Origin of the sequence: Paenibacillus sp. B1-35 (genome assembly GCF_050474385.1) — a bacterium.
Classification (GTDB): Bacteria; Bacillota; Bacilli; order Paenibacillales; family Paenibacillaceae; genus Paenibacillus_B; species Paenibacillus_B alvei.
The window spans coordinates 652,594-676,692 of the sequence record NZ_JBCHVJ010000002.1; the positions used below are offsets into that span (position 1 = coordinate 652,594).

Sequence of the window (24,099 nt, forward strand, 5' to 3'; positions counted from 1 at the left end):
CAGCATGACCCAATGGCTGGTTTGGTTCGAATTACATCCTGCCGCTGGACATAATCACTTTTTCACAGGAGACAATATAGCTGCGGCGATAATTGTGAACTCCGATTAAATACAAGGTGAGGTGTCGAGCAATGGCAACCAGTTGGATCGTTACCGGTGCTGGTATTGTGGTCAGCTTGTTAGGGTATTACTTGATGCCAAGTGTTTGGGGGTATGGCGTGTTAGGCTTTGGGCTTGCACATATTTTACTAGGAGTGCTTGATATGTTCCGAGCGCCAGCACGCGTTCGTTTTTAGACAATCGCATGCTGCAGGGGCATTCTTTTGCAGGCTTGAGCCTGTTTGAGAATGCCTTTGTGTATATACATAACGTTAAGTTTGTACATATGGAATTAAGTTGTATCTTGAAGGGGGAACCAAATATGGCGGACAGTTCATTTGATATTGTATCCAAGCTGGATCTGCAGGAAATGAATAATGCAATTACTCAGGCAATGAAGGAAATTGAATCTCGATACGATTTTAAAGGAAGTAAAAGTAAAATTACCCTTGAGAAGGATGAAGTGATCATTGTATCGGATGATGAGTTCAAACTAAAGAGTGTCATTGATATATTGCAATCAAAAATGGCCAAGCGCGGTGTAGCTATCAAAAATATGGACTTCGGTAAAATTGAGCCGGCAGCGTCAGCTGCTGTACGACAGCGGGCGAAGTGTAAGCAGGGGATTGATCAGGATACAGCTAAAAAAATTAATATTATGATCCGTGACTCGAAGCTTAAAGTAAAAAGCCAGATTCAAGGAGATCAGATTCGAGTTACTGGTAAAAGTAAAGACGATTTGCAAGCTGTCATGCAGCTGCTACGGGGTGCAAATCTGCCGCTAGATCTGCAATTTACGAATTATCGCTAAGCGGATAGCCCATCATCACAGCTGTAAGGTAGAAGGATGATGGGCCTTTTTTGTTTTTTTGACTCCAAAGTCATGACTGTATTATACTTGATGAGATACATAGATATACGGATATGAAAATACTCCAAATAGGAGTCTGCCTTATGGGGGATGTAAAATGACAGAAAAGATTAAAATCGTAACGTTGGGCTGCGACAAAAACTTGGTTGATTCCGAGATTATGTCCGGCTTAATTTATGAGCGTGGATATGAGTTGGTGGAAAATGAAGAAGACGCAACGGTTATCATCGTCAACACATGTGGATTCATTGATGCTGCTAAGGAAGAATCGGTCAATACGATTTTAAGATTGGCAGATCTGAAGGAAACCGCAGAGCTGAAGGCGCTCATCGTTTCGGGCTGTTTAACACAGCGATACAAAGAGCAGCTTCTCGATGAAATGCCGGAGATTGATGGTATCGTTGGTACAGGCGACTTTGATAAAATCAATGATATTGTTGATGAAGCACTGCAGGGAAGCAAGCCTATCCGGGTAGGCAACCCTGTGTTCGATTATGATCGCATCCTTCCGCGTAAAGTGGCGACTCCGCGCTATACGGCGTATGTCAAGATTGCCGAGGGCTGTGACAACAATTGTACCTTCTGCAGTATTCCAATTATGAGAGGCAAGTTCCGCAGCCGTACAATGGAGTCAATTCTTGCGGAGGTAGCCCAGCTGGCAGAACAAGGGGTTAAGGAGATTAGCTTAATTGCCCAGGATTCCACGAATTACGGTGTAGACTTGTACGATGGCTTCAAGCTGCCGGAGTTGATGAATAAAGTAAGCGAAATTCCAGGTGTGGAATGGGTTCGCCTGCACTACGCATATCCTGGTTTCTTCACCGAGGAGCTTATGGATACGATTGCAAGCAATCCGAAGATTTGCAAGTATATCGATATGCCATTGCAGCATAGCGAAGATAGCATTTTGAAGCGTATGAGACGTCCGGGCCGCCAGCGTGATTCCAGAGAGCTCGTGAACAAAATCCGTGAACGAATCCCGGGTGTAGCGCTGCGTACGTCTATTATTGTAGGGTTCCCCGGAGAAACGGACGAAGACTTTGACAGACTATGCGACTTTATTAGGGAAATGAAGTTCGATCGATTAGGTGTATTCACCTATTCTTCCGAAGAGGACACGCCGGCAACTCGCTTGCCTGACCATGTCCCTGATGAGGTGAAAGAATGGCGTGCGAATACGCTTATGGAGATTCAACGTCAAGTATCTAAAGAAGTAAGTGAGAAGCGTATTGGTGATATATTGGAAGTCCTTGTTGAGCGTTACGATGGCCGCAATGATGTATTCATCGGCCGCTCGCAATTCGACGCCCCTGAAATTGACGGGGAAGTATTTATTTCCGGCCAGCCATTGAGTATTGGGGAAATTGCAAAGGTAAGGATTACTCATGCGCTTGAATTTGACTTAGCCGGGGAGGGTCTCGCGTGAATCTGGCGAACAAGATAACGTTGGTCCGTATTTTTCTTGTGCCAATAATGATGTTCTTCCTATTGGTGAACTTTGATTATTTGCCTGCGATTGAACTAGAGGGGTTTTCGATTACTTACAACCAGATTATTGCGGCCTTGATCTTCATTATTGCTGCAAGTACTGATGGATTGGATGGTTATATCGCCCGTAAACGCAAAATGGTTACAAATTTAGGAAAGCTGCTTGATCCTCTTGCGGACAAGCTGCTCGTAGCGGCGGTACTCATCTCTCTTGTTGAGATGCAAAAGTGTGATGCGTGGATCGCGGTTGTCATTATCAGCCGTGAGTTCGCGGTTACAGGCCTTCGTCAAGTTGCTTTGCTCGAAGGAACGGTTGTTGCTGCCAGCAAGTGGGGAAAATGGAAGACGGCGACACAAATAACGGCGATTGCGGCAATGCTGCTTAACAACTTTCCGTTTGCGTTTCTTCATTTCCGATTTGATATATTGGCGACGTGGGTTGCCGCGTTGATCACGGTCTACTCGGGAATTGACTATTTTGTCAAAAATAAAAATGTGCTGCATCTTTCGTGATAGATGAGCGGAAGCTGTTAGGTAAATAGGTGCTTTTTCCGTATTTCCGGCTGTTTCCGGGGTGGAAGAGGCACCTATTCTTATGTACAGACTTATGGGGATGGTGGTTGACATGAAAGCAGAAATCATTGCAGTTGGCACTGAGCTGCTGCTCGGACAAATTGTAAATACGAATGCTCAATATATTTCACAGCAATTGGCTTTGGTTGGTGTGGATGTGTTTTATCATACGGTTGTCGGAGATAACGCCAAGCGAATTCAACAGACTATTGAAACAGCTCGGGATCGTTCTGACCTGCTCATTTTTACCGGCGGTCTAGGACCAACGATGGATGATTTGACGAAGGATGTACTTGCGGAAATGTTAGGTCGTAAGATGACATACGATGAACCGGCAATGGCCAAGATGACAGAGATGTTTGCAGGGCGCGGCATCCATATGGTTGAAAGCAATAAGCGTCAAGCGCATGTCATTGATGGGGCTGATGTACTGCAGAACTCGACAGGCCTCGCCGTTGGGAATGTCCTCCAACATAATGGAACAACGTATGTACTGCTTCCAGGACCTCCACGTGAAATGAAGCCAATGCTCGACAATGAGGCGATTCCGTGGCTGCAGCGTCGGCAAGTCATTGATCAATCCTCCTTGTATACGCGAATGCTGAAATTTGCGGGCATCGGAGAATCAGGTCTCGAAAATGCTCTTCTCGATCTGATCGAGCAGCAAACAGATACAACGATTGCCACCTATGCAAAGGAAGGGGAGGTACTTGTTCGATTGGCTGTAAAAGGGACAGATCGGACAGAAGCCGAGTTGAAGCTCGATCAGGTGGAACGTGAAATTCGCACCCGACTGGGCTTGCATCTCTATGCAACTGAGGATTTGCCGCTCCCAGAAGTGCTTGTGAAGCAGTTGACGCAATATGGGTTAACCTTATCCGCTGCCGAAAGCTGTACAGGAGGGATGTTCGCTGATACGATTACGGCGATCCCTGGAAGCTCGCATGTGTTCGCTGGCGGTGCGGTGACCTACTCGAACGAAATGAAGGAACGAATTCTTGGCGTGCCTCATGAGCTGCTTGAGGGAGAGCATGCACCTGGAGCAGTAAGTGAGCAAACTGCGAAGGCTATGGTTGAAGGGATGCAGGACATTGCTGATACTGATTTCACAGTAGCCATAACGGGAGTTGCAGGGCCTGACCACTCGGAGCGTAAGCCTGTCGGCTTGGTTTATATAGCAATTGCCGAGAAGGGGAAGGAAGTTGTTGTTGAAGAGTTGCGTTTGAATGGAGATCGGGAAGGGATACGCCGCCGTACGGTATATGCCATTATGTATCGGTTATGGAGACGGCTGCAGGAACGATCCGTGCATAATGCGATGTAATTTAGAAATTGTTGACAAAATAAAGAGCGGAAGCTACAATCGATTATAGATGCGGAAGAACCGTAACAAAGTGTATGTGCGCTTTGTTGCGGTTTTTTTGTTGGCTGCATCCGGCAAATTGATATATCTAATATATGGTAAAAATGGATATTGAAGTGGGTGTGTTCGTCAAAAAACGAATGTATGTTCGAAAAAATGCTTGGCAAACCGAATGAAACACGTTATGATGTATATATCAAACGAATCAGTGAAGGAAGTGAGTTTGTGTCAGATCGTCGCGCTGCGTTAGAAATGGCTTTGCGTCAAATTGAGAAACAATTCGGTAAAGGTTCGATCATGAAACTTGGCGAATCCAATCACATGCAAGTCGAGATTGTACCAAGCGGATCTCTTGCATTAGATATAGCTTTAGGAATCGGCGGTTTGCCGAGAGGTCGTATTATCGAGGTTTATGGACCAGAATCTTCCGGTAAGACAACGGTTGCGCTTCATGCGATCGCTGAAGTACAGAAGACTGGTGGACAAGCTGCATTTATTGATGCGGAACACGCGTTGGATCCGCTATATGCAAGCAAGCTGGGCGTCAATATTGACGAACTTCTGTTGTCCCAGCCAGATACAGGGGAGCAAGCGCTTGAAATTGCGGAAGCATTGGTACGAAGCGGTGCTGTCGACATTATCGTTATTGACTCTGTTGCAGCACTTGTTCCGAAGGCAGAGATTGAAGGCGAAATGGGAGACTCCCATGTTGGTCTTCAGGCTCGCTTGATGTCGCAGGCATTGCGTAAATTGTCTGGTGCAATCAGCAAATCGAAGACGATCGCGATCTTCATCAACCAGCTTCGTGAGAAGGTTGGCGTGATGTTCGGTAACCCGGAAACAACGCCAGGCGGCCGTGCATTGAAGTTCTATTCCAGTGTTCGTCTTGAGGTACGCCGTGTTGAGACAATTAAGCAAGGTACAGATATGATTGGTAACCGTACACGCATCAAGGTTGTTAAGAATAAGGTTGCTCCTCCGTTCAAGCAGGCAGACATCGACATCATGTATGGTGAAGGTATCTCACGCGAGGGAAGCATCGTCGATATTGGCACAGAGATGGATATCGTGCAGAAGAGCGGTGCTTGGTATTCCTTCGAGGGTGAGCGATTGGGCCAAGGTCGCGAGAATGCGAAGCAATTCTTGAAGGAACATTCGGAAATTGCGTTATCCATTGAAAATCAAATTCGTGAAGCAAGCAATCTAACGACAACAATCCCTGCTAAGGGTGTTAGTGAAGATGATGATGATACATTAGAATTGGAATTAGGTGACGACGAATAATTCGTTGTCTGCTCAAAGCACCTTCGCGTTAGGCGAAGGTGCTTCTATGTATTTGTATGGAGGAGAGCCGTTTGAAGGATAGTGAACGTATCGTAACAATCACACGCATAGAGCGCGTGGAGAGACAGGCTGGTCGCTATACGATTCATTTCGATGGGGCAGCTCCGCTTGAAGTGCATGAAGATGTGATGATCAAGTTCCGACTATTAAAAGGATCAGAACTGTCACTCGACTCCCTTACGGAGATATTGCGTGCAGACGAAGGGAATAAGGCCTACGTGCAAGCGATTAAGTATTTGCAGCGCAAACCACGTACACGCATCGAACTCGCACGTAACCTAGCCCAGAAGGGCTATGAAGACGGCATCGTGCATGAGGTGCTCGATCGTTTGGAACGGGAGTGGTTGGTCGATGATAAATCATATGCAATGCAATGGGCGCATCAGCGTCTGAATCGTCATATGAAGGGGCGCCGCTGGATTCAGCATGAGCTGAAGCAAAAGGGAGTGCAGGATCGGCATATTGAAACTGCGCTTTATTCGATAGATCCGGAAGAGGAATGGGAAAGCGCACTGCATGCCGCTCGCAAAAAATGGAGACAGACGAAGGGGGAAATGCATCTGCGCAAGCAAAAAGTGGCAGCCTTCCTCGCCCGCAGAGGCTTCCCAATGGATATGGCGCGTCGGGCAGCTTATGCTGCAGCGGATGAGCAAGTTGATGAAGAGGGTGTATCAGGCCATCTTGACGAATAATAAAGTGACCACTCACGTCATTTGCTTGACAATATCTTTTCATGAATAATAAAATGAACATGTATCTTTATTTTCACGAGATCAATCCCCTCTTCCAGAGATTGATTTCTAATGATTCATTTCGCCAATTTACTGATTTCCGATTGTCGCCTTAAGGCGACGCCCGTGTATGCCTAGAGCATATACATAGGCTAGTGCACGAACACTAGTCTATTGAGTTGATTAATGAATAGGGAAACTTGAAAACCAAAAATGTAACCTGTCCCAAGCAGTGCTTGGAGGAACCAACGGGGAGGTGAGGCAATGAACGTACAACTTTGGCTCGCGATCGTTCTCGTTGTGGCCGCATTGTTCTTGGGGTTTGGAATCGGATACCTGATTCGCAAATCGCTTGCCGAAGCGAAGATAACGAGTGCTGAACACGCCGCGGAACAAATTATGGATGGCGCGCGCAAGGAAGCTGAAGCGCTGAAGAAAGAAGCAGTGCTTGAAGCGAAGGACGAAATCCATAAGCTTCGCAATGAAGCGGAGAAGGACATCCGCGAACGACGGAACGAAGTTCAACGACTCGAAAGACGCTTATTGCAAAAAGAAGAGTCGTTGGATAAAAAGTTAGAAGCGCTGGAACGTAAAGAAGAACAAGTAGCTGCTAAAGAGAAACGAATCGAAGAAACACAAGAACAGATCGATCAAATTTGTCAGCAGCAAGTTACAGAATTAGAACGCATTTCGAATCTGACGATGGAAGATGCGCGTACAATTATTTTGACGAATGTAGAGCAAGAAGTGCGTCATGAAACGGCGCAAATGATTAAAGAGATTGAGCAGCAAGCTCGCGAGGAAGCGGACAAGCGCTCCCGTGAGATTATTACGATGGCTATCCAGCGTTGCGCTGCAGATCATGTCGCAGAAACGACGGTATCCGTTGTTGCATTGCCGAACGAAGAGATGAAGGGCCGCATTATCGGTCGCGAAGGACGAAATATCCGCGCGCTCGAGACGTTGACAGGGATCGATCTCATTATCGATGACACGCCTGAAGCGGTTATTCTGTCCGGATTCGACCCGATTCGCCGTGAAATTGCAAGAACATCTCTTGAGAAGCTCGTTGCAGACGGACGTATTCACCCAGCTCGCATCGAGGAAATGGTGGAGAAGTCGCGCAAGGAAGTGGACGAGCGGATTCGCGAATACGGAGAACAAGCTACATTCGAAGTCGGCGTGCACGGATTGCATCCTGATTTGATCAAAATATTGGGTCGTTTGAAGTTCCGTACAAGTTATGGACAGAACGTACTGAAGCACTCTATGGAAGTGGCTTATCTTGCCGGTTTGATGGCAGGAGAGCTTGGAGAGGATGTAACGTTAGCCAAACGTGCCGGGCTGTTGCATGACATCGGAAAAGCGTTGGATCATGAAGTTGAAGGATCTCACGTCGAAATCGGCGTAGAGTTGGCGAAGAAGTATAAAGAACATCCTGTAGTCATTAACAGCATCGCATCCCACCATGGCGACTGTGAAGCAACATCTGTCATCGCTATGCTGGTCGCTGCCGCTGACGCTTTGTCGGCAGCAAGACCAGGCGCTCGTAGGGAAACGCTTGAAACATACATCAAACGACTTGAAAAACTGGAAGAGATTTCAGAGTCGTTCGAGGGCGTTGAGAAATCATACGCGATTCAAGCGGGACGTGAAGTCCGCGTAATGGTACAACCGGAGAAGATTGATGATGCCGAAGCATATCGTCTTGCTCGTGAAATTACGAAGACGATTGAAAATGAATTGGATTATCCAGGGCATATTAAGGTAACGGTCATTCGCGAAACCCGAGCGGTTGAATATGCGAAATAGGATGCACATATAGGATTTGGAGAAGTGGCCTAATTAGGCCACTTCTCCCTTTTAGCGGTTGTTCAAAAAGTTCGCTTTTGGGCACAAAGAGATGCAGAAAGTAACTTGACATCGAATCGTGCGTTCACTTTCGAAGGGCGTATGCTTTCGAAGTATGTTTCCAACGGAAACATTCAGCTGCTCATGTAGTCTCATCTACACTTCGCCGCTCCCTACAAGTTTTGCAATGCAAAACTCACTACGGAAGCATACGCTTCAAGTTCGCGCAACCTTCTCGATGCTGCAAACCGACCTTTTTTTAATACATCGAAGAAATGGTTAGGAGATAGAAAGCTGCCTCAACTGGTCGGAACTCAAGAAGAACTGGGCTAGAGGCTGTCGCAAGGAGGACTTAGGCAAGATGAAAGTAATGTTTATCGGAGATATCGTCGGAAATACGGGGCGCAAAGCCCTCAAGCAGGTTCTTCCGTCACTCAAGCAAAAGCACAATCCACACATCATCATTGCGAACGCTGAAAATGCTGCCGGAGGCAGAGGTGTAACTTCTGCGATTGTTAAGGAGTTCGTTGATCTAGGCGTTCACGGCTTTACAATGGGGAACCACACATGGGACAATAAGGATATATTCGAATGGATTGACGACGAGAAACGCATGGTTCGCCCAGCGAACTTCCCGCCCGGGACACCAGGCCAAGGTCATACGGTAATTAAGGCCAACGGCAAGGAACTGGTAATCGTCAATGTGCAAGGCCGCACCTTTTTGCCGGCTATTGATTGCCCATTCCGTACGACGGATGAAATCATTGAATCACTGGGGAAGAAATCGCGGGCGATACTTGTTGACTTCCACGCTGAGGCAACGTCAGAGAAGATTGCGATGGGTTGGCACTTGGATGGCCGCGCGTCACTTGTAGTAGGTACACATACGCATGTACAGACAAATGACGATACAATCTTGCCAGGAGGCACTGCTTACTTAACAGATGTGGGTATGGTAGGCTCCAAGGAAGGCGTGCTGGGAATGGAAAGGGAAGCTGTGCTACGCAAGTTCAAGACACAGCTACCAGTCCGTTTCGTTGTTGACGAAGGAAAATGGCAGTTCCATGGGCTTGTAGTCGAAATTGATGAAGCTACCGGCAAGGCTGTTAAGCTTGAAAAGATCCGTGTTCGTGAAGACGAGTGGATAATGGAGTAATTGCAGTAATTGCGGTAAGAAGCAGGCGAGGCAAGTGCGAGAGCACTGGCTTCGCCTTTTTGCTGTATGCGTTGAATGATAGGTAAGATGAACGGTAAGCCATGCTAAACGTTGGGATAGGAAGGTGCTCAGGAGGTTCTTGAATTGGGGGGGAAGCGATAAAGAAGCGTTTATGGAATGGTTATTGTTAACGGATGACGCTTGAACAGAGCGGAGCCTAAATCCGAACCAGTCGAGCCAGGGTGCCCGAAAGTGAATGAATCTGCATTGTGAAGGAATTTTTAGCACATTCACGAATATGTTGTAATAATGGAGTCTAACCTTAACAATCCCGAGGAGGTACTTTCCATGGAAGTATTAAAGGTTTCAGCAAAGTCCAATCCTAATTCGGTAGCTGGAGCGTTAGCAGGGGTTTTGCGTGAACGGGGAGCAGCCGAACTGCAAGCAATTGGCGCAGGGGCCTTGAACCAAGCGATTAAGGCCGTTGCCATTGCACGGGGATTCGTTGCACCAAGTGGTGTGGATTTGATTTGTGTTCCCGCTTTCACGGATATTGTCATCGATGGCGAGGATCGGACAGCAATTAAATTGATAGTTGAGCCCAGATAATATACGTCGACAGTGGTGTGTGAGTAACGACTTTTTTCAGCCTGTTTACAACGTAAGCAGGTTTTTTGCTTTGTGTTCCTCGGGAAGAAAGATGGATAAGATGGATCTAGGTGCGGCAATTCGGACAAGCACAGTTTCGAATAGCGGCGGAATAGATTAGCGATCCGATAAGAATAACAAAAAGAAGGAGACGGGATAACATGACACAACGAATTATTGATTTTCATTGCGATGTATTGTACAAGATGCTCTACACTGGCAAACTGGATTTTATGAGCGAGGATGCACTGGATATTACGCTGCCGCGTATGCGGGCAGGTAATGTAGGCATGCAGGTTTTTGCGGTATTTTTAGAAGAAGCTTTACTTAGCGGCCCTCCGCAATTCTCTCAAATTTTGCGTTGTATTGATTTGCTGCGAGAACGGATATGTTCACTGCCAGACGTGTCCCTTATTCGGTGGCGCGAAGATGTTGAGCATTGGGAGAAAATTCCCCAGGCAACGGGGGCATTGCTGTCCATTGAAGGTGTTGACGGTCTGGAAGGCGACATGGTGTATGTGCGAACTGCATTTGAGCTTGGCGTTCGTTTCCTTGGATTGACTTGGAATCACTCAAACTGGGCTGTAGACGGAACCCTAGAGCCGAGGCAGGCTGGCTTTACGAACAAGGGGAAACAACTCATTCGCGAGTGTGACAAGCTGGGGATGCTGGTAGATGTCTCCCATTTGAATGAACGTGCTTTCTGGGAGCTGTTGGAGCTCACAGCGCGTCCCGTATTCGCATCTCATTCCAATTCGGCTCATGTGCTTGCCCATCCAAGAAACTTGAGTGATGCACAGATTAAGGCAATTATCGAGCGTGACGGCAGAATCGGAATAACATTTGTACCGCAATTTATCTCGGATCGCCAAGCTGTTACGATTGAGGATTTGCTTCGCCATATCGATCGGATATGTGAATTGGGCGGTGAACATCATATCATGTTCGGCTCGGACTTCGACGGCATTGATCGCAAGGTGCAAGGGTTGGAACACGCCGGTCGATACGGCAATTTGCTGGAAGCGATCGAATACAGATATTCGTCGGAATTTGTCAATCGCATTGCTCATAGCAATGCTGTCCAGTTTCTGAAGACGAACCTTCCTGCGAGGAAAGGATAATTGTCCATTCATCTCATGAAGGTATCATATCTATCGAAACTTGCTATCGTGGACATCGGCGAAAACGCTTGCTTTTTCCAACCTCTGGACATAGAATGAGATTGACTCAACCATTACAGTATTTTACTTGTTACAATTTATCGAATTTTGGTGGCATCCGTCGTGATGCATATGCGAGTCACCTTTCAAAAGGAGTGGGCGAGCTTGATTAGTCAATTGTCTTGGAAAATCGGGGGTCAGCAAGGGGAAGGCGTAGAAAGTACGGACCGTATTTTCTCGACGGCATTGAATCGTCTTGGATACTATTTATATGGTTACCGTCATTTTTCTTCTCGTATTAAGGGTGGTCATACGAACAACAAGATTCGTATCAGTACGAAGCCGATTCGTGCAATTTCAGACGACTTGGACATTCTGGTCGCATTCGACCAGGAATCCATCGATTTGAACGTTGGTGAACTTCGTTCGGGCGGCGTTATCGTCGCAGATGCAAAGTTCAATCCGACTGTGCCAGAAGGTGTAGATGCACGTCTGTTCGCTGTTCCGTTCACAGCAATCGCGGAAGAGCTGGGTGCTTCTCTCATGAAGAACATGGTTGCTTCAGGCGCTTCATGGGCACTGCTTGGATTGCCGCTGGAGGTCTTCAACAAGGCGCTTGAAGAGGAATTCAGTCGTAAGGGTCCAGCAGTCGTAGAGAAGAACGTAGAGGCGGCACGTAGAGGTGCAGAGTTCGTGCTGGAGCAAGCAGGCGGTCCGCTTGATGATTTCAAGCTGGAGCCGGCTGATGGCAAGCAGAAGCTGTTCATGATAGGTAACGATGCAATTGGCTTGGGTGCAGTGGCAGCAGGATGCCGCCTGATGGCGGCTTATCCAATTACGCCAGCATCTGAGATTATGGAATATTTGATTAAGCGTCTGCCGAAGTTCGGCGGCACGGTTATTCAAACAGAGGATGAGATCGCAGCAGTTACGATGGCGATCGGCGCTAACTATGGAGGCGTACGTGCATTGACTGCGTCCGCAGGTCCTGGTCTATCCTTGAAGACTGAGGCAATCGGTCTTGCGGGGATGACGGAAACACCGATTGTAATCGTAAATACACAGCGCGGCGGTCCAAGTACAGGGCTTCCGACGAAGCAGGAACAAAGTGATATGAACGCGATGATTTACGGGACGCACGGTGAAATTCCAAAGATCGTGATCGCGCCAAGTTCAATAGAAGAGTGCTTCTTCGATACAGTAGAAGCATTCAACCTAGCAGAGAAATACCAATGTCCAGTTATCGTATTGACGGATTTGCAATTGTCTCTCGGCAAGCAAACATGTGAAATGCTGGATTATGAGCAAATCATGATCGACCGCGGCAAGCTGGTGAGTGATGTACCTCCGTTAGAGGCTAACCAACAGTTTAAGCGCTATGAGTTTACGGAAGACGGCATCTCTCCACGTGTTATCCCAGGAGAGAAAGGCGGGCTTCACCACGTAACTGGCGTAGAGCACGACGAGATCGGCAGACCGTCGGAAAGTGCAGTGAACCGCAAGAAGATGATGGACAAACGGTTGAACAAATTGAATGGGCTGCAGGTGACAAACGCCATTCATGCAGATGTACCGCATGAAGAACCAGATTTACTTCTGGTGGGTATGGGCTCCACAGGCGGTACGATTGATGAAGCGCGCAGACGCTTGGAAGCAGACGGTGTAAAGACGAACCACATCACCGTTCGTCAAATCTATCCGTTCCCAACAGAGCTATTCACTCCGCATGCGCAGAAGGCGAAGCAAATCGTTGTGGTAGAGAACAATGCTACTGGCCAATTGGCTGATCAAGTGAAACTGAACGTCGGATTCGGAGAGAAGCTTCGCCGAATTAATAAATATGATGGAACTCCGTTCCTGCCTTTGGAATTGTACAAACAAAGCAAGGAGTTGGTCTAGAATGGCAACGTTCAAAGAGTTTCGCAACAATGTGAAGCCGAATTGGTGCCCAGGCTGCGGCGACTTCTCAATTCAGGCAGCCATTCAACGCGCAGCTGCCAATGTCGGATTGGAACCTGAGAATTTGGCAGTTGTATCAGGGATTGGTTGTTCTGGTCGGATTTCAGGATATATTAATGCATACGGCTTCCACAGCATTCACGGCCGTGCGCTTCCAATCGCACAAGGATTGAAGCTGGCCAATCGCGACTTGACCGTCATTGCATCCGGCGGGGATGGAGACGGCTTCGCGATTGGGATGGGACATACGGTGCATGCGATTCGTCGTAACATCAACATAACCTACATCGTAATGGATAATCAAATCTATGGATTAACGAAAGGTCAGACTTCGCCACGCAGCGCGGTCGGCTTTAAGACGAAGAGTACACCGGAAGGCGCAATCGAGAACACATTGAGTCCGCTTGAAATTGCGCTCTCCGCGGGAGCTACCTTCGTAGCACAATCGTTCTCAAGTGATTTGAAGCAGCTGACATCCTTGATTGAAGAAGGCATCAAGCACGAAGGCTTCTCATTAATCAACGTGTTCAGCCCATGTGTAACCTTCAACAAGATCAATACGTATGATTGGTTCAAGGAGAACATCATCAATTTGGATTCCGTGGAAGGCTATGATCCGTCTAACCGCATCGCGGCAATGACGAAGCTGATGGAAACAGATGGAATGATAACAGGTCTTATCTATCAAGATACATCGAAGAAGAGCTATGAGAATCTCGTATCTGGATTCCGCGCTGAACCGTTAGCGAAGCAAAATATTCGTCTTTCTTCTGAAGAATTTGACAAATTGGTGGCAGAATTCAAATAATTGTTGAAAAGGCATGCGTCTTTAGGCGCATGCCTTGTTGCTTTTCGTAGTATAATATGATTTGGTACTAGCTAGAGAGAACACATACGTGAGGTGGAAGAGAAATGAAAAACGTACCTGTCGGCGTATCCGCTCGCCATATTCATTTGACTCAAGAACATATCGAGATTTTGTTCGGCAAAGGCTATCAATTGACTGAGTTCAAGCCATTGTCCCAGCCAGGACAATATGCTGCGAACGAAACAGTTGAAGTTGTAGGTTCCAAAGGATCCTTCAATAAAGTTCGTATTTTGGGACCTGCACGCCCTGCATCCCAATTGGAAATTTCCCGTACTGACTCCTTTGCAATTGGTGTAAAAGCACCAGTTCGCGAATCTGGTGATATCGAAGGTACTCCAGGTATTCTTGTAAAAGGACCTGCCGGTGAAGTTGAACTGCAAGACGGCGTTATCGTAGCTGCGCGTCACATTCACTTCCATACTTCTGATGCAGAAAAATGGGGGATTCAAGACAAGCAAAAGCTTCGCGTACGTGTAGGCGGAGAGCGCGGTGTTGTATTTGAAAACGTGATTGCACGTGTTTCCGAAAAATTTGCATTGGACATGCATATCGACACAGACGAAGCGAATGCTGCTGGTGTAAAAAACGGCGACACAGCTGAGATCATTGATTAATTATTGAATCATACTAAGAAATTAAAGGTGCAGTCCTTATGGGCTGTGCCTTTTTTGCATAGATGACTACTTTGTAAGAGCAGAGTTCATATTAAATATGTAGTTTAGGCGCTGCCGCATAGACGGTCAGCGCTATGCTATTTTTATGCCCTCACCAGCGTGGGGGCTATTTCAATTGGGGAGGTTTAGAGATGGACAAATGGAAAGCGGTTTGGAGGCGTGGCAAGGACATTTTTCATTCTGCTGCTTCCGTGTGGCGGGCATCTGCTTGACGTCATGTTCGGGCTGCCTGGTCTTGTATTTGGGGCGATCGCCCTCGGTACTCTCTACCATGTGTTACAGTCCATGATCGCCAACAGCATAGGATCAGGATGGAATGACTAGCTGCCGCTGCCTGTATTGAATTGGGTTATTGAACTGGGCAAATCGGATCTTGATAAAAAATAACGGTTAGAGTCACGAAAAGGAGATGTCAGAATGACAATTAATTGGGGAGAATATGGATTCCGCGTAACAAGCCCATATGGATACAGAAGTGATCCATTCAACGGCGGCACAGTATTTCATACAGACATTGATATTGTTAAGAGCCATAAAGCTCCTATCTGTGCTTTCGTAGCTGGTGAAGTAGTACACGCCCGGGAAGGTCAAGCAGGTACAGGCTCCCGTCCTTCCGTTTTCAGGGGGGATTGGCTTATTTTCACTTGCAACATTAGTTGACGCGCGCCCGTCTTTAGGAAATGTAACGCAAAGGAACATACCTAGGAGGCTTACAGACTATGAAAAAATCATCCAATGTATTGGCAACAGCAACGGTTTTAGCGATGCCAGTTCCTCCGGTTCACCCACTATTACCGAATGAGTTGATTCACTGTATTTCGAATGGTGTCATTACGGTTGTAAAGGACAATCAGATTACAATCGAGGGCAAGGAATTTGGGGAATACGCGATAAGCTGTCTCGTACTGAACGTAGATTCTTGTGGTGCTTGTGATGGCACCTAGAGTGAGTTATCCATTGGAAGTGAAGCTGAAAGCAATAGAAATGAGATTAGCGGGAATTACCGTTAAAGAAGTCATGAAAGAGTTACACATCAAAAACAGGACGCAAATACAAACGTGGATGAGATGGTACAAAAACGGAGAACACAAGCGACTTGAACAGCCTATTGGCAAACAATATAGCTTGAAAAGATACAGAAGGAAAGCGGAAAAGAATTGAATCTATAAAGTGAGTGGAAAATTAGCACCTTCAAGAGAATGTTCTTCCTCCTTATTCCTTATAACATCATTGTACGTCAATCAATATAAAATATTGACCTGAAATGGATTTCATCTTTATATGACTGCGATGCGTGGCCGCTGGGTGGATGAAGTATATACCTGCTTTAAAGTGCAATAAACCTGTTTATGACACAATGAGACCTAAGCCAAAAAAGTAAGCCCCGGAATGCTCCGAGGCTTTTTTTCATACATGATCCACACTCTACCCGCAAAAACGATGTTTAACACCAGGCCACAATGACCAATCCTGTCCATTTTGAATTTTGGAAATTCTTACTGTTTACAGTATTTTGGATAGCATAGGGCCATGTTGTCCACTCCGTAATAACTAAATATGGAAGTTCATTCTTGGCTCTCATCTTCGGATGATGGTATAATTCGAAGTGATGTTCATGTACATACATTGGTGGTTTGCATAAAGATAGAAGACTACAAATGAACACCACAATGAAAACCTACAGAATCGATTGAGAAGAAGGAGTGCCGACACAAATGAACAAAGAGTCGAAAGATTACTCCAAATATTTTGATTTCTCGAATGCCAAAGTCATTTCCGAGGATGAACAAGGTAAACGGATTCGTATAAATGGTCGTGAAATCAACATTATTTCGGAGCCTAACCAGCGTCAAGAGAAGCAACGGGGCAAACAGGATATTCAGGTGCATTATGATCAGGCAGTGCCTGAGGAGCTAAAGGATCTAGGTGTTGGAAAGAAATATATCATCTATACATTCGGCTGCCAGATGAACGAGCATGATTCCGAGACAATGAGCGGCTTGCTCGAACAAATGGGCTATGAAAAAACGGAAGATCGGAAACAGGCCGATATCATTTTATTAAATACATGTGCGATTCGTGAAAATGCAGAGGATAAAGTTTTTGGCGAACTCGGACATTTGAAGACATTGAAGCTGCAAAGACCTGGGCTTATTCTTGGCGTGTGCGGTTGTATGTCCCAAGAAGAAAATGTCGTGAATCGAATCATGCAAAAGCATCAATTCGTTGATATCGTATTCGGTACACATAATATTCACCGCTTGCCGGTGCTGATTCGCGATGCCTTGTTCAATAAGGAAATGGTCGTGGAGGTATGGTCTAAAGAAGGCGACATTATTGAAAATCTGCCGAAGAAGCGGGAAGGTATGCGAGCATGGGTCAACATTATGTATGGCTGCGATAAGTTCTGTACATACTGCATCGTTCCGTACACACGCGGGAAAGAGCGCAGCCGCCGTCCGGAAGACGTAATTGCTGAGGTTAGAGACTTGGCTCGTCAAGGGTTCAAGGAGATTACACTGCTCGGTCAAAATGTCAACGCTTACGGTAAAGATTTTGCCGACATTACCTATTCATTCGGCGATTTGATGGATGAAATTCGTACCATCGATGTACCGCGCATTCGCTTTACCACTTCTCATCCAAGAGACTTTGATGACCGATTAATTGAGGTGCTTGCAAAGCGCGGCAATTTGGTTGAGCATATTCATCTTCCTGTACAATCAGGAAGCACGGAAATATTGAAGAAAATGAGCCGCAAGTATGACCGGAAACGCTTCCTGGAACTGGCTTTCAAAATCAAGCAGGCGATTCCAGATGTCGTCTTTACGACAGATATTATCGTCGGTTTCCCAGGCGAGACAGATGAACAGTTCGAAGAAACGATGTCTCTCGTGCGAGAGGTAGAATTCGACTTTGCCTACACTTTTATCTATTCACCGCGAGAAGGCACGCCAGCGGCAGGGATGGAAGACAATGTTCCGATGGAAGTGAAGAAGGAGCGCTTGCAGCGCTTGAATGCACTGCTGCAGGAGCAGAGTCGTCGCAGTAACGAACGATTGATGGATCAAGTCGTTGAAGTCTTGGTAGAAGGGGAAAGTAAGAATAACCCTGACATTTTATCTGCACGTACGCGTACGAACAAGCTTGTCCATTTTGCAGGTCCGGCATCGTTGATCGGTCAAATCGTACATGTTAAAATTACAGATATTATGTCATATTACATCAAGGGTGTGCTTGTCACAGAACCGATGCAAATGACTTCTTAACCTTTTCTGTATTATCGGATACAATAAACGAGAAGAGATAGATTTTACCAATACAATTCAGGCCGAATAGATGGGAGAGGTTCTCATTGACGCAACAGTCACAATCTTCAAAGGTGAATTCGGAACACGCAGAACACTCGGAACATGAGGAGCATGTCCATCGATCGGGATGCGGAATACCGAAGTTCAATACGCGGGACTTGCTAGTCCGCGAAGATATTATGGCAAAGGCGAAGCAGTTGTCCGAGCTTATTCTCACGACAGATGAGGTTCGGCAATTCCAGCAAGCCGAGAAGCAAATTCAGATGCATAATAGGGTACAAGAGCTAATCTCCTCGATTAAGAAAAAGCAAAAGGAATTGGTTGCGTTCCAATCATTCCAAAACGCTAAGATGGTGGATAAAATTGAAAATGAGATTAGCGAGCTCCAAGACGAACTGGATAATATTCCGCTCGTTGTGGAATTCCAGCAAAGCCAGAGTGATGTAAATTATTTGCTTCAACTGATCATGTCGGTTATTCGTGACACGGTATCTGAGAAGATCGAGGTAGAAGCAGCCACACCAGAAGCGCCAGAATCATGCGATTAGCATAGGATGAAATAAGAAGGCTTCCTGCAGTTAAGGCGGGAAGCCTTCTTTTGCGATTGTTGAAGGAAATAGGGTGAGAGGAAGCAAATTAGGATAATAGCTTGCGGAATTGTTCGGTAAGCAGCGGCACAACCTCGAATAAGTCGCCAACAATAGCGTAATTGGCTACCTTGAAAATAGGAGCATATGGATCAATATTGATGGCAACGATAGTGCGGGATTGACCCATCCCTGCAATATGTTGGATGGCGCCGCTAATTCCACATGCGAAATAAATTTCGGGCGTAACGACCTTGCCCGTTTGTCCGATCTGCAGAGAGTAATCGCAATAGCCGGCATCACAAGCGCCGCGCGAAGCCCCGACTGCACCATTCAGTACACGGGCCAGCTGCTCCAGCGGCTTGAAACCTGCGGGGCTTTTCACACCGCGCCCGCCAGAAATAATAATTTTAGCCTCAGACAAATTTACAGATCCGCTCATTCTGGTCACAACTTCATGGACGACAGTCCGTAAGGATGAGGCCGGGGCAAGCAGGGAAATAAATTGAGGATCATTTACGGACTGATACGCGGGAAGCCTTCCAGCTTGTTGGGTTATAGGACTGAAGTAGTTAGGCCGGATCGTGATAATCCAAGGTCGGGCTTGGTTGGCAAAGCGTTTTGTTTCAAATGCTTTGCCTGCATAGACAGGTCTCAAGAACGTACTGCCAGCCGCATCCGATTGTATGGAGACGACATCTGAAATATGGCCAGTATGGAGCTGGGCAGCAAGCATAGGGGCAAGGTCGCGTCCCATAGCCGTGTGTCCAAGCAGCACGACATCTGGTGATTGCTGTTCCGTAAATGCTTGCAATGCCGAAAAATAGGTTTCTGCCTCGTAATATCTATACCTTTCATCATCTGCGCAGCTAACTTGCGCAATTCCTCGAATCTTTAAGGACTGGATGGTGTCCTCTGCAAGTTGATATCCAATGACAAGCACAATAATTCGATCATCAGGCTTCGCCATCTGCGCAGCAGCACCAAGCGCTTCGAATGTAACCTGGTGCAATCGAGTTCCACGTATTTCAGCAATTACAGCATATGTGCGGCTCATAGGGCAGCACTCCTTTCCAGTCGATAGCACGCTTGCGGCTTACTTGTAGATCTTATCGTTTAGAAGCAAGCGCATGGTCGATGTGTAACGAAGTGATTAGAGGGATGTCCGCCATAGTTCCCTTTCCACTTTCCTGTTTCTTTATTGCCATATTCGTCATAAGGATGAATAATCCTCTTTCCTCCGTCTTCCAAGAGCAGACCGGTCTGTAATTAAGACTTATTCTCAACTTTATGCAATCATTGTATGGGGGAATTTGTTAACTTATCTCTATTCCTGATTCAGCAATTTCATTAACCAGCGGTCATAGCAAGGGCAAGGACGAATTTTTTAGTGTCAAAACTCATATCCATCAAACATAGTTCTTTACGTACAGCCAAGTTGCGTGAGTACAGATTAGACAGCATCCTGCATAAGGAAGGGGAGAAGGGTTGCTAATTTATGTAAAATGGCTTGTCTTACTCATTACAAATGGGGGACGGATAGCTGTAAACCCGTCTTTCGGCATAGGTTTGGCTACATAGGCTTGGGACAGCCTGGGACGAAGCTATCCGAACAGCACTGTACGAGATGAACAGCATGGGACAGGAGGAATGAGGCATGGATGCAGCGTCTACGACGCGAATAAGGGGCGGTGGTTTCGTTATTGACGAGCCGAAGCTTGAATGGGTAGTAACGCCCGAGGATTTCACCTCAGAGCAGCGGTTGTTCGCCGATACAACAAAGGCTTTTGTCGAAGGGGATGTGCTGCAGCATGATGAAGAGATTGAACGGCTCAATTACGAGCTGACAGTTCAACTGATGCGCAAGGCTGGTGAGCTCGGCCTATTAGCCGTGGATATACCCGAAGTTTTTGGCGGGCTGGGACTCGATAAGGTGAGCTCCACGATCGTAAATGAGAATCTGGCGAAGGCATCGTCCTTCGCATTGTCCATTGGGGCTCACGTAGGGATTGGGACACTGCCGATCGTGTACTTTGGAACCGAACAGCAAAAGCGCACATATTTGCCGCAACTAGCAACTGGCGCTAAAATAGCCGCCTATTGTTTAACCGAACCCGCCTCAGGATCTGATGCACTAGGCGCTCGTACAACTGCTAAGCTGACTGAGGATGGGGCCCATTATACTTTAAACGGCTCAAAACTGTATATTACGAACGCAGGATTTGCGGATATTTTTATCGTATATGCGAAGGTAGACGGTGAGAAATTTACGGCGTTTATCGTGGAGCGAGGCATGGAAGGATTTACGGTTGGACCGGAAGAGAAAAAGATGGGAATCAAGGGCTCATCCACCTGCCCGATTTACTTTGATAACATGCGTGTACCTGTTGATAATGTGCTCGGAGAGATCGGGAAAGGGCACCTTATTGCTTTTAACATATTAAATATCGGCAGATTCAAGCTAGGGGCGGGCTGTCTTGGCGCAGCAAAGGAAACGATCCAGCTGGCTTCTGCCTATGCGAATGCAAGAACGCAGTTCGGCAAGCCGATCAGCAGCTTCCCGCTTATTGGGAAGAAGCTTGCCGAGATGAATACGCTAACTTATGTATTAGAAAGCATGGTTTATCGAACCTCTGGTTATATCGACGCTATGCTCCAGGGCTTACATGAGAAGTCAACGGATACGGGAACACAAGGCGGTACGCATACGGTCGCGTCTCCAGCCAAAGCAATCGCAGAATTTGCCCTTGAATGCTCCATTATTAAGGTGTTCGGCAGTGAAGCACTGCATACAATTGCGGATGAAGGCGTGCAAATTCACGGTGGCTATGGTTACACCCAAGAATACAAGGTGGAGCGAATTTATCGTGATGCGCGCATTAACCGCATTTTCGAGGGCACGAATGAAATCAACCGGCTTCTCATTCCAGGTACGCTGCTGAAAAAAGCATTGAAGGGAGAGCTCCCATTAATGGAGCGATTGGAGCGGCTGCAGGAAGAGGTGCTTGCATTCCGTCCATCTCTTAGCGACAGCGAAGAGGATCCCTTGTCTGTTCTATATGGACTATTGAACCAAATGAAGACCGCTTTTCTGGTCGTGGGTGGAACCGCTGTTCAGAAATATGGAACACGTATCGAGGAGCAGCAGGAGGTTCTCTCTGCCCTTGCTGATATGATGATTTACATTTATGCGGCAGAAAGCGCGATACTGCGAACGAATAAGCTAATCAACCGCTTTGGAGAGGAGAAGGCTGCTCTGGCTATGCGGATGACTCAGGTATTCGTTCGCGATTCGATCCAGGTTATCGAGCAAAGAGCAAAGGAAACACTCCATGAAGCTGCATCAGGGGACGTGCTTCGCACGCAGCTCTCTTTGCTCAAGAAGTTCAGCCGCACCTCGCCATTGTCCTTAATTTCGCAGAAGCGGGACATCGCTGTTCGTGTAATCGCGAACGAACGGTATATCGTGATGTAATTAAGCGCTATTTTCAGTGACTGATCTGCGCTGCTGCCTTGCGCGCAGCGCAGACAGAACGAGGAAGGGGAGTAGCACATGAGTGCTGATGAAAGGCCTTGGCTGCGCCATTATCCGAAAGAAGTAGCTCCGTCGTTCGACTATCCGAAGCATAATGTGGCACACCTGCTGGAGAAGGCTGCTGCTGAGTACCCAGAGCGTACAGCGATTGAATTCATGGGTAAGGCGCTTTCTTATCGTGAATTGCTTGCTTCAGTTTATCAATTTGCAGGCGGCTTGCGCTCGCTCGGGGTGAGTGCAGGGGATCGGGTTGCCATCATGCTGCCGAATTGCCCGCAAATGCTTATTGCCTATTATGGCACGTTATTTATGGGTGGAATCGTAGTGATGACCAGTCCGCTGTACATGGAGGGAGAACTGGCTCACCAATTGGAGGATTCAGGGGCAACGGTAATCATAACACTCGATTTGCTGTTTGCTCGTGTACTGCATGTCAAGCAGAAAACCAAGCTTAATCATATGATCGTAACCTCGATCCGTGATTATTTGCCTTTCCCGAAAAATTGGCTGTATCCGCTCAAAATGAAGAAGGAAGGTCAATCGCTTGCGGTTCCCGAGGTGCCTGGTGTAATACGCTATAAGCGCTGGCTCGCTTCAAGTGCTCCGCTGACTACGATTTGTCCTGTCGATGCCGAGCAGGATGTGGCTATGTTTCAATATACGGGCGGGACAACAGGAGTAGCCAAGGGTGTCATGCTGACGCATTATAATTTGCTCGCAAATACAACGCAAACGGCAAATTGGTTCTACTGCGCACAAAGAGGCAAGGAAACGTTTCTTGCAGCACTTCCGTGCTTTCATGTATTCGGCTTGACGGTTCTTCTTAATTTGGGCATCCATCTGGCAGGCAAGCTGATATTGCTGCCGCGGTTCGATACAAAACAAGTGCTGGAATCGATCTCCAAGGAAAAGGTAACGATATTCCCCGGCGCTCCGACAATGTATATTGCGATCAATCACCATAAAGAGATTGCTCGTTATGATTTATCATCGGTGCAGGCATGTGTGTCTGGTTCCGCGCCTCTCCCGCTTGAGGTACAAGAAAGATTTGAAGCCATTACGGGCGGGAGATTGATTGAGGGATACGGCTTAACAGAGTCTTCCCCGGTTACGCATGCCAATCCGGTATGGGGGTATCGGAAGGCTGGAACGATTGGGGTTCCATTCCCGGACACTGATGCTAAAGTTGTAAATCCAGATACTCTTGAAGAATTGCCGATAGGCTCTATCGGAGAGCTCGCCGTACGCGGACCGCAGGTTATGAAGGGGTATTGGAATCGGCCTAGAGAGACAGCGGAAGTATTGAAAGAGGGCTGGCTGCTAACCGGTGACATGGCGAAGATGGATGAGGATGGGTTCTTCTCGATCGTTGATCGGAAGAAGGAGATGATTAATGCAAGCGGATTCAAAGTATTCCCGCGCGATGTAGAAGAGGTGCTGTTCGAGCATCCTCAGGTGAAAGAAGCAGCAGTAATCGGAGTTCCAGATCCATATCGAGGGGAAACGGTCAAGGCTTTCATCGTACGAGTGGATGGTTCAACGATTACAGAGGAGGACTTGGTCGGTTGGTGCCGTGCGAAGCTGGCTGCATTTAAAATTCCTCGGCAAATCGAGTTCCGAGGGGAGCTGCCTAAGACGATGGTTGGCAAAGTGCTTCGCCGTAAGCTGGTTGAAGAAGAGGCGCAGCGCCGGCTCCAACACGAGCATCATGGCGACAACTCTTCTGACGATAAGTAGCAGGAGACGAACCATTTGAAGCAACAATGTGATAAAATAGAGGAGAAGGCCGGTCATCAAAACGATCGGCCTTCGCTTCTTTCGACATTTTGTTAGTGATAGAAGGGCATAATGTCGGTATACTGTAAGGTAAATAATGGCGGA

Annotated in this window: 22 protein-coding genes and 1 pseudogene; 22 read left to right on the forward strand and 1 reads right to left on the reverse strand. The window is 47.0% G+C overall.

The features are described from left to right. Positions 1–131: 131 nt before the first annotated feature. From ACQ5BJ_RS10545 to ACQ5BJ_RS10640, 20 genes and pseudogenes are all read left to right on the forward strand, one after another. Entirely contained in the window at positions 132–296 is a 165-nt protein-coding gene (locus tag ACQ5BJ_RS10545) for a hypothetical protein (protein WP_005550504.1), read from the forward strand. Between the two features lie 125 nt (positions 297–421). After that, positions 422–910 (forward strand): YajQ family cyclic di-GMP-binding protein, encoded by a 489-nt coding sequence (locus tag ACQ5BJ_RS10550; RefSeq protein ID WP_005550503.1) that lies wholly within the window; start codon positions 422–424, stop codon positions 908–910. 157 nt (positions 911–1,067) lie between these two features. Next, positions 1,068–2,396 carry a 30S ribosomal protein S12 methylthiotransferase RimO gene (rimO, locus tag ACQ5BJ_RS10555; protein WP_005550502.1) on the forward strand — a complete coding sequence of 443 codons (1,329 nt, stop codon included), beginning with the start codon at positions 1,068–1,070 and terminating at the stop codon, positions 2,394–2,396. After that, complete coding sequence (pgsA, locus tag ACQ5BJ_RS10560; protein ID WP_005550501.1) at positions 2,393–2,971, forward strand: CDP-diacylglycerol--glycerol-3-phosphate 3-phosphatidyltransferase; 579 nt, start codon at positions 2,393–2,395, stop codon at positions 2,969–2,971. The genes rimO and pgsA overlap by 4 nt, the downstream gene beginning before the upstream one ends. A gap of 112 nt (positions 2,972–3,083) precedes the next feature. After that, positions 3,084–4,355, forward strand: a complete 1,272-nt coding sequence (locus tag ACQ5BJ_RS10565) for a competence/damage-inducible protein A (protein WP_040736754.1) — start codon at positions 3,084–3,086, stop codon at positions 4,353–4,355. Between the two features lie 264 nt (positions 4,356–4,619). Further along, positions 4,620–5,678, forward strand: coding sequence for a recombinase RecA (gene recA / locus ACQ5BJ_RS10570; RefSeq protein WP_040736752.1), 1,059 nt, complete (start codon positions 4,620–4,622; stop codon positions 5,676–5,678). Between the two features lie 71 nt (positions 5,679–5,749). Then, a complete protein-coding gene (locus ACQ5BJ_RS10575) occupies positions 5,750–6,430 on the forward strand; it encodes a regulatory protein RecX (protein WP_268622149.1) in 681 nt (226 codons plus the stop codon). A gap of 303 nt (positions 6,431–6,733) precedes the next feature. Continuing rightward, entirely contained in the window at positions 6,734–8,281 is a 1,548-nt protein-coding gene (gene rny / locus ACQ5BJ_RS10580) for a ribonuclease Y (protein WP_005550497.1), read from the forward strand. A gap of 400 nt (positions 8,282–8,681) precedes the next feature. Next, a complete protein-coding gene (locus ACQ5BJ_RS10585) occupies positions 8,682–9,476 on the forward strand; it encodes a TIGR00282 family metallophosphoesterase (protein WP_163978256.1) in 795 nt (264 codons plus the stop codon). Between the two features lie 348 nt (positions 9,477–9,824). After that, positions 9,825–10,085, forward strand: coding sequence for a stage V sporulation protein S (locus ACQ5BJ_RS10590; RefSeq protein ID WP_005550495.1), 261 nt, complete (start codon positions 9,825–9,827; stop codon positions 10,083–10,085). Positions 10,086–10,285: 200 nt separating this feature from the next. After that, complete coding sequence (locus tag ACQ5BJ_RS10595) at positions 10,286–11,245, forward strand: dipeptidase (RefSeq protein WP_005550491.1); 960 nt, start codon at positions 10,286–10,288, stop codon at positions 11,243–11,245. A gap of 204 nt (positions 11,246–11,449) precedes the next feature. Then, positions 11,450–13,183, forward strand: a complete 1,734-nt coding sequence (locus tag ACQ5BJ_RS10600; protein ID WP_040736655.1) for a 2-oxoacid:acceptor oxidoreductase subunit alpha — start codon at positions 11,450–11,452, stop codon at positions 13,181–13,183. A gap of 1 nt (position 13,184) precedes the next feature. After that, a complete protein-coding gene (locus tag ACQ5BJ_RS10605; RefSeq protein WP_005550488.1) occupies positions 13,185–14,051 on the forward strand; it encodes a 2-oxoacid:ferredoxin oxidoreductase subunit beta in 867 nt (288 codons plus the stop codon). A 104-nt stretch (positions 14,052–14,155) separates the two neighbouring features. Continuing rightward, positions 14,156–14,725, forward strand: coding sequence for a phosphate propanoyltransferase (gene pduL / locus ACQ5BJ_RS10610; RefSeq protein WP_005550487.1), 570 nt, complete (start codon positions 14,156–14,158; stop codon positions 14,723–14,725). Between the two features lie 219 nt (positions 14,726–14,944). Further along, positions 14,945–15,109, forward strand: coding sequence for a hypothetical protein (locus ACQ5BJ_RS10615; protein ID WP_268623142.1), 165 nt, complete (start codon positions 14,945–14,947; stop codon positions 15,107–15,109). A gap of 93 nt (positions 15,110–15,202) precedes the next feature. Continuing rightward, the gene (locus tag ACQ5BJ_RS10620) at positions 15,203–15,445 is read left to right on the forward strand and encodes a hypothetical protein (protein WP_289355053.1); all 243 of its coding nucleotides are present in this window, start codon (positions 15,203–15,205) and stop codon (positions 15,443–15,445) included. 59 nt (positions 15,446–15,504) lie between these two features. Continuing rightward, the gene (locus ACQ5BJ_RS10625) at positions 15,505–15,729 is read left to right on the forward strand and encodes a hypothetical protein (protein ID WP_430109789.1); all 225 of its coding nucleotides are present in this window, start codon (positions 15,505–15,507) and stop codon (positions 15,727–15,729) included. Further along, positions 15,719–15,910, forward strand: a pseudogene (locus ACQ5BJ_RS10630) (helix-turn-helix domain-containing protein); the annotation flags it as partial. The gene ACQ5BJ_RS10625 and the pseudogene ACQ5BJ_RS10630, both read left to right, overlap by 11 nt. Positions 15,911–16,500: 590 nt before the next feature. Continuing rightward, a complete protein-coding gene (gene miaB, locus ACQ5BJ_RS10635; protein WP_430109787.1) occupies positions 16,501–18,054 on the forward strand; it encodes a tRNA (N6-isopentenyl adenosine(37)-C2)-methylthiotransferase MiaB in 1,554 nt (517 codons plus the stop codon). Between the two features lie 86 nt (positions 18,055–18,140). Then, positions 18,141–18,644 carry a RicAFT regulatory complex protein RicA family protein gene (locus ACQ5BJ_RS10640; RefSeq protein WP_005550482.1) on the forward strand — a complete coding sequence of 168 codons (504 nt, stop codon included), beginning with the start codon at positions 18,141–18,143 and terminating at the stop codon, positions 18,642–18,644. 88 nt (positions 18,645–18,732) lie between these two features. Here ACQ5BJ_RS10640 and ACQ5BJ_RS10645 read toward each other — a convergent pair whose 3' ends face one another. After that, the gene (locus ACQ5BJ_RS10645; protein WP_289355056.1) at positions 18,733–19,740 is read right to left on the reverse strand and encodes an electron transfer flavoprotein subunit alpha/FixB family protein; all 1,008 of its coding nucleotides are present in this window, start codon (positions 19,738–19,740) and stop codon (positions 18,733–18,735) included. A 600-nt stretch (positions 19,741–20,340) separates the two neighbouring features. Between ACQ5BJ_RS10645 and ACQ5BJ_RS10650 the strand changes: the two genes are divergently transcribed. Together ACQ5BJ_RS10650 and ACQ5BJ_RS10655 are read left to right on the forward strand one after the other, a co-directional pair. Beyond that, the gene (locus tag ACQ5BJ_RS10650; RefSeq protein ID WP_268623147.1) at positions 20,341–22,158 is read left to right on the forward strand and encodes an acyl-CoA dehydrogenase family protein; all 1,818 of its coding nucleotides are present in this window, start codon (positions 20,341–20,343) and stop codon (positions 22,156–22,158) included. Between the two features lie 78 nt (positions 22,159–22,236). Next, the gene (locus ACQ5BJ_RS10655) at positions 22,237–23,955 is read left to right on the forward strand and encodes a long-chain-fatty-acid--CoA ligase (RefSeq protein WP_268623148.1); all 1,719 of its coding nucleotides are present in this window, start codon (positions 22,237–22,239) and stop codon (positions 23,953–23,955) included. The last annotated feature ends 144 nt before the right edge of the window (positions 23,956–24,099 follow it).

What these genes read in the sequence shown, in the direction of transcription:
- ACQ5BJ_RS10545 (WP_005550504.1), top strand. Translation starts at nt 132, where the DNA reads ATGGCAACCAGTTGGATCGTTACCGGTGCTGGTATTGTGGTCAGCTTG.
- ACQ5BJ_RS10550 (WP_005550503.1), top strand. Translation starts at nt 422, where the DNA reads ATGGCGGACAGTTCATTTGATATTGTATCCAAGCTGGATCTGCAGGAA.
- rimO (WP_005550502.1), top strand. Translation starts at nt 1,068, where the DNA reads ATGACAGAAAAGATTAAAATCGTAACGTTGGGCTGCGACAAAAACTTG.
- ACQ5BJ_RS10565 (WP_040736754.1), top strand. Translation starts at nt 3,084, where the DNA reads ATGAAAGCAGAAATCATTGCAGTTGGCACTGAGCTGCTGCTCGGACAA.
- rny (WP_005550497.1), top strand. Translation starts at nt 6,734, where the DNA reads ATGAACGTACAACTTTGGCTCGCGATCGTTCTCGTTGTGGCCGCATTG.
- ACQ5BJ_RS10585 (WP_163978256.1), top strand. Translation starts at nt 8,682, where the DNA reads ATGAAAGTAATGTTTATCGGAGATATCGTCGGAAATACGGGGCGCAAA.
- ACQ5BJ_RS10590 (WP_005550495.1), top strand. Translation starts at nt 9,825, where the DNA reads ATGGAAGTATTAAAGGTTTCAGCAAAGTCCAATCCTAATTCGGTAGCT.
- ACQ5BJ_RS10595 (WP_005550491.1), top strand. Translation starts at nt 10,286, where the DNA reads ATGACACAACGAATTATTGATTTTCATTGCGATGTATTGTACAAGATG.
- ACQ5BJ_RS10605 (WP_005550488.1), top strand. Translation starts at nt 13,185, where the DNA reads ATGGCAACGTTCAAAGAGTTTCGCAACAATGTGAAGCCGAATTGGTGC.
- pduL (WP_005550487.1), top strand. Translation starts at nt 14,156, where the DNA reads ATGAAAAACGTACCTGTCGGCGTATCCGCTCGCCATATTCATTTGACT.
- ACQ5BJ_RS10620 (WP_289355053.1), top strand. Translation starts at nt 15,203, where the DNA reads ATGACAATTAATTGGGGAGAATATGGATTCCGCGTAACAAGCCCATAT.
- ACQ5BJ_RS10625 (WP_430109789.1), top strand. Translation starts at nt 15,505, where the DNA reads ATGAAAAAATCATCCAATGTATTGGCAACAGCAACGGTTTTAGCGATG.
- miaB (WP_430109787.1), top strand. Translation starts at nt 16,501, where the DNA reads ATGAACAAAGAGTCGAAAGATTACTCCAAATATTTTGATTTCTCGAAT.
- ACQ5BJ_RS10645 (WP_289355056.1), bottom strand. Translation starts at nt 19,740, where the DNA reads ATGAGCCGCACATATGCTGTAATTGCTGAAATACGTGGAACTCGATTG.
- ACQ5BJ_RS10650 (WP_268623147.1), top strand. Translation starts at nt 20,341, where the DNA reads ATGGATGCAGCGTCTACGACGCGAATAAGGGGCGGTGGTTTCGTTATT.
- ACQ5BJ_RS10655 (WP_268623148.1), top strand. Translation starts at nt 22,237, where the DNA reads ATGAGTGCTGATGAAAGGCCTTGGCTGCGCCATTATCCGAAAGAAGTA.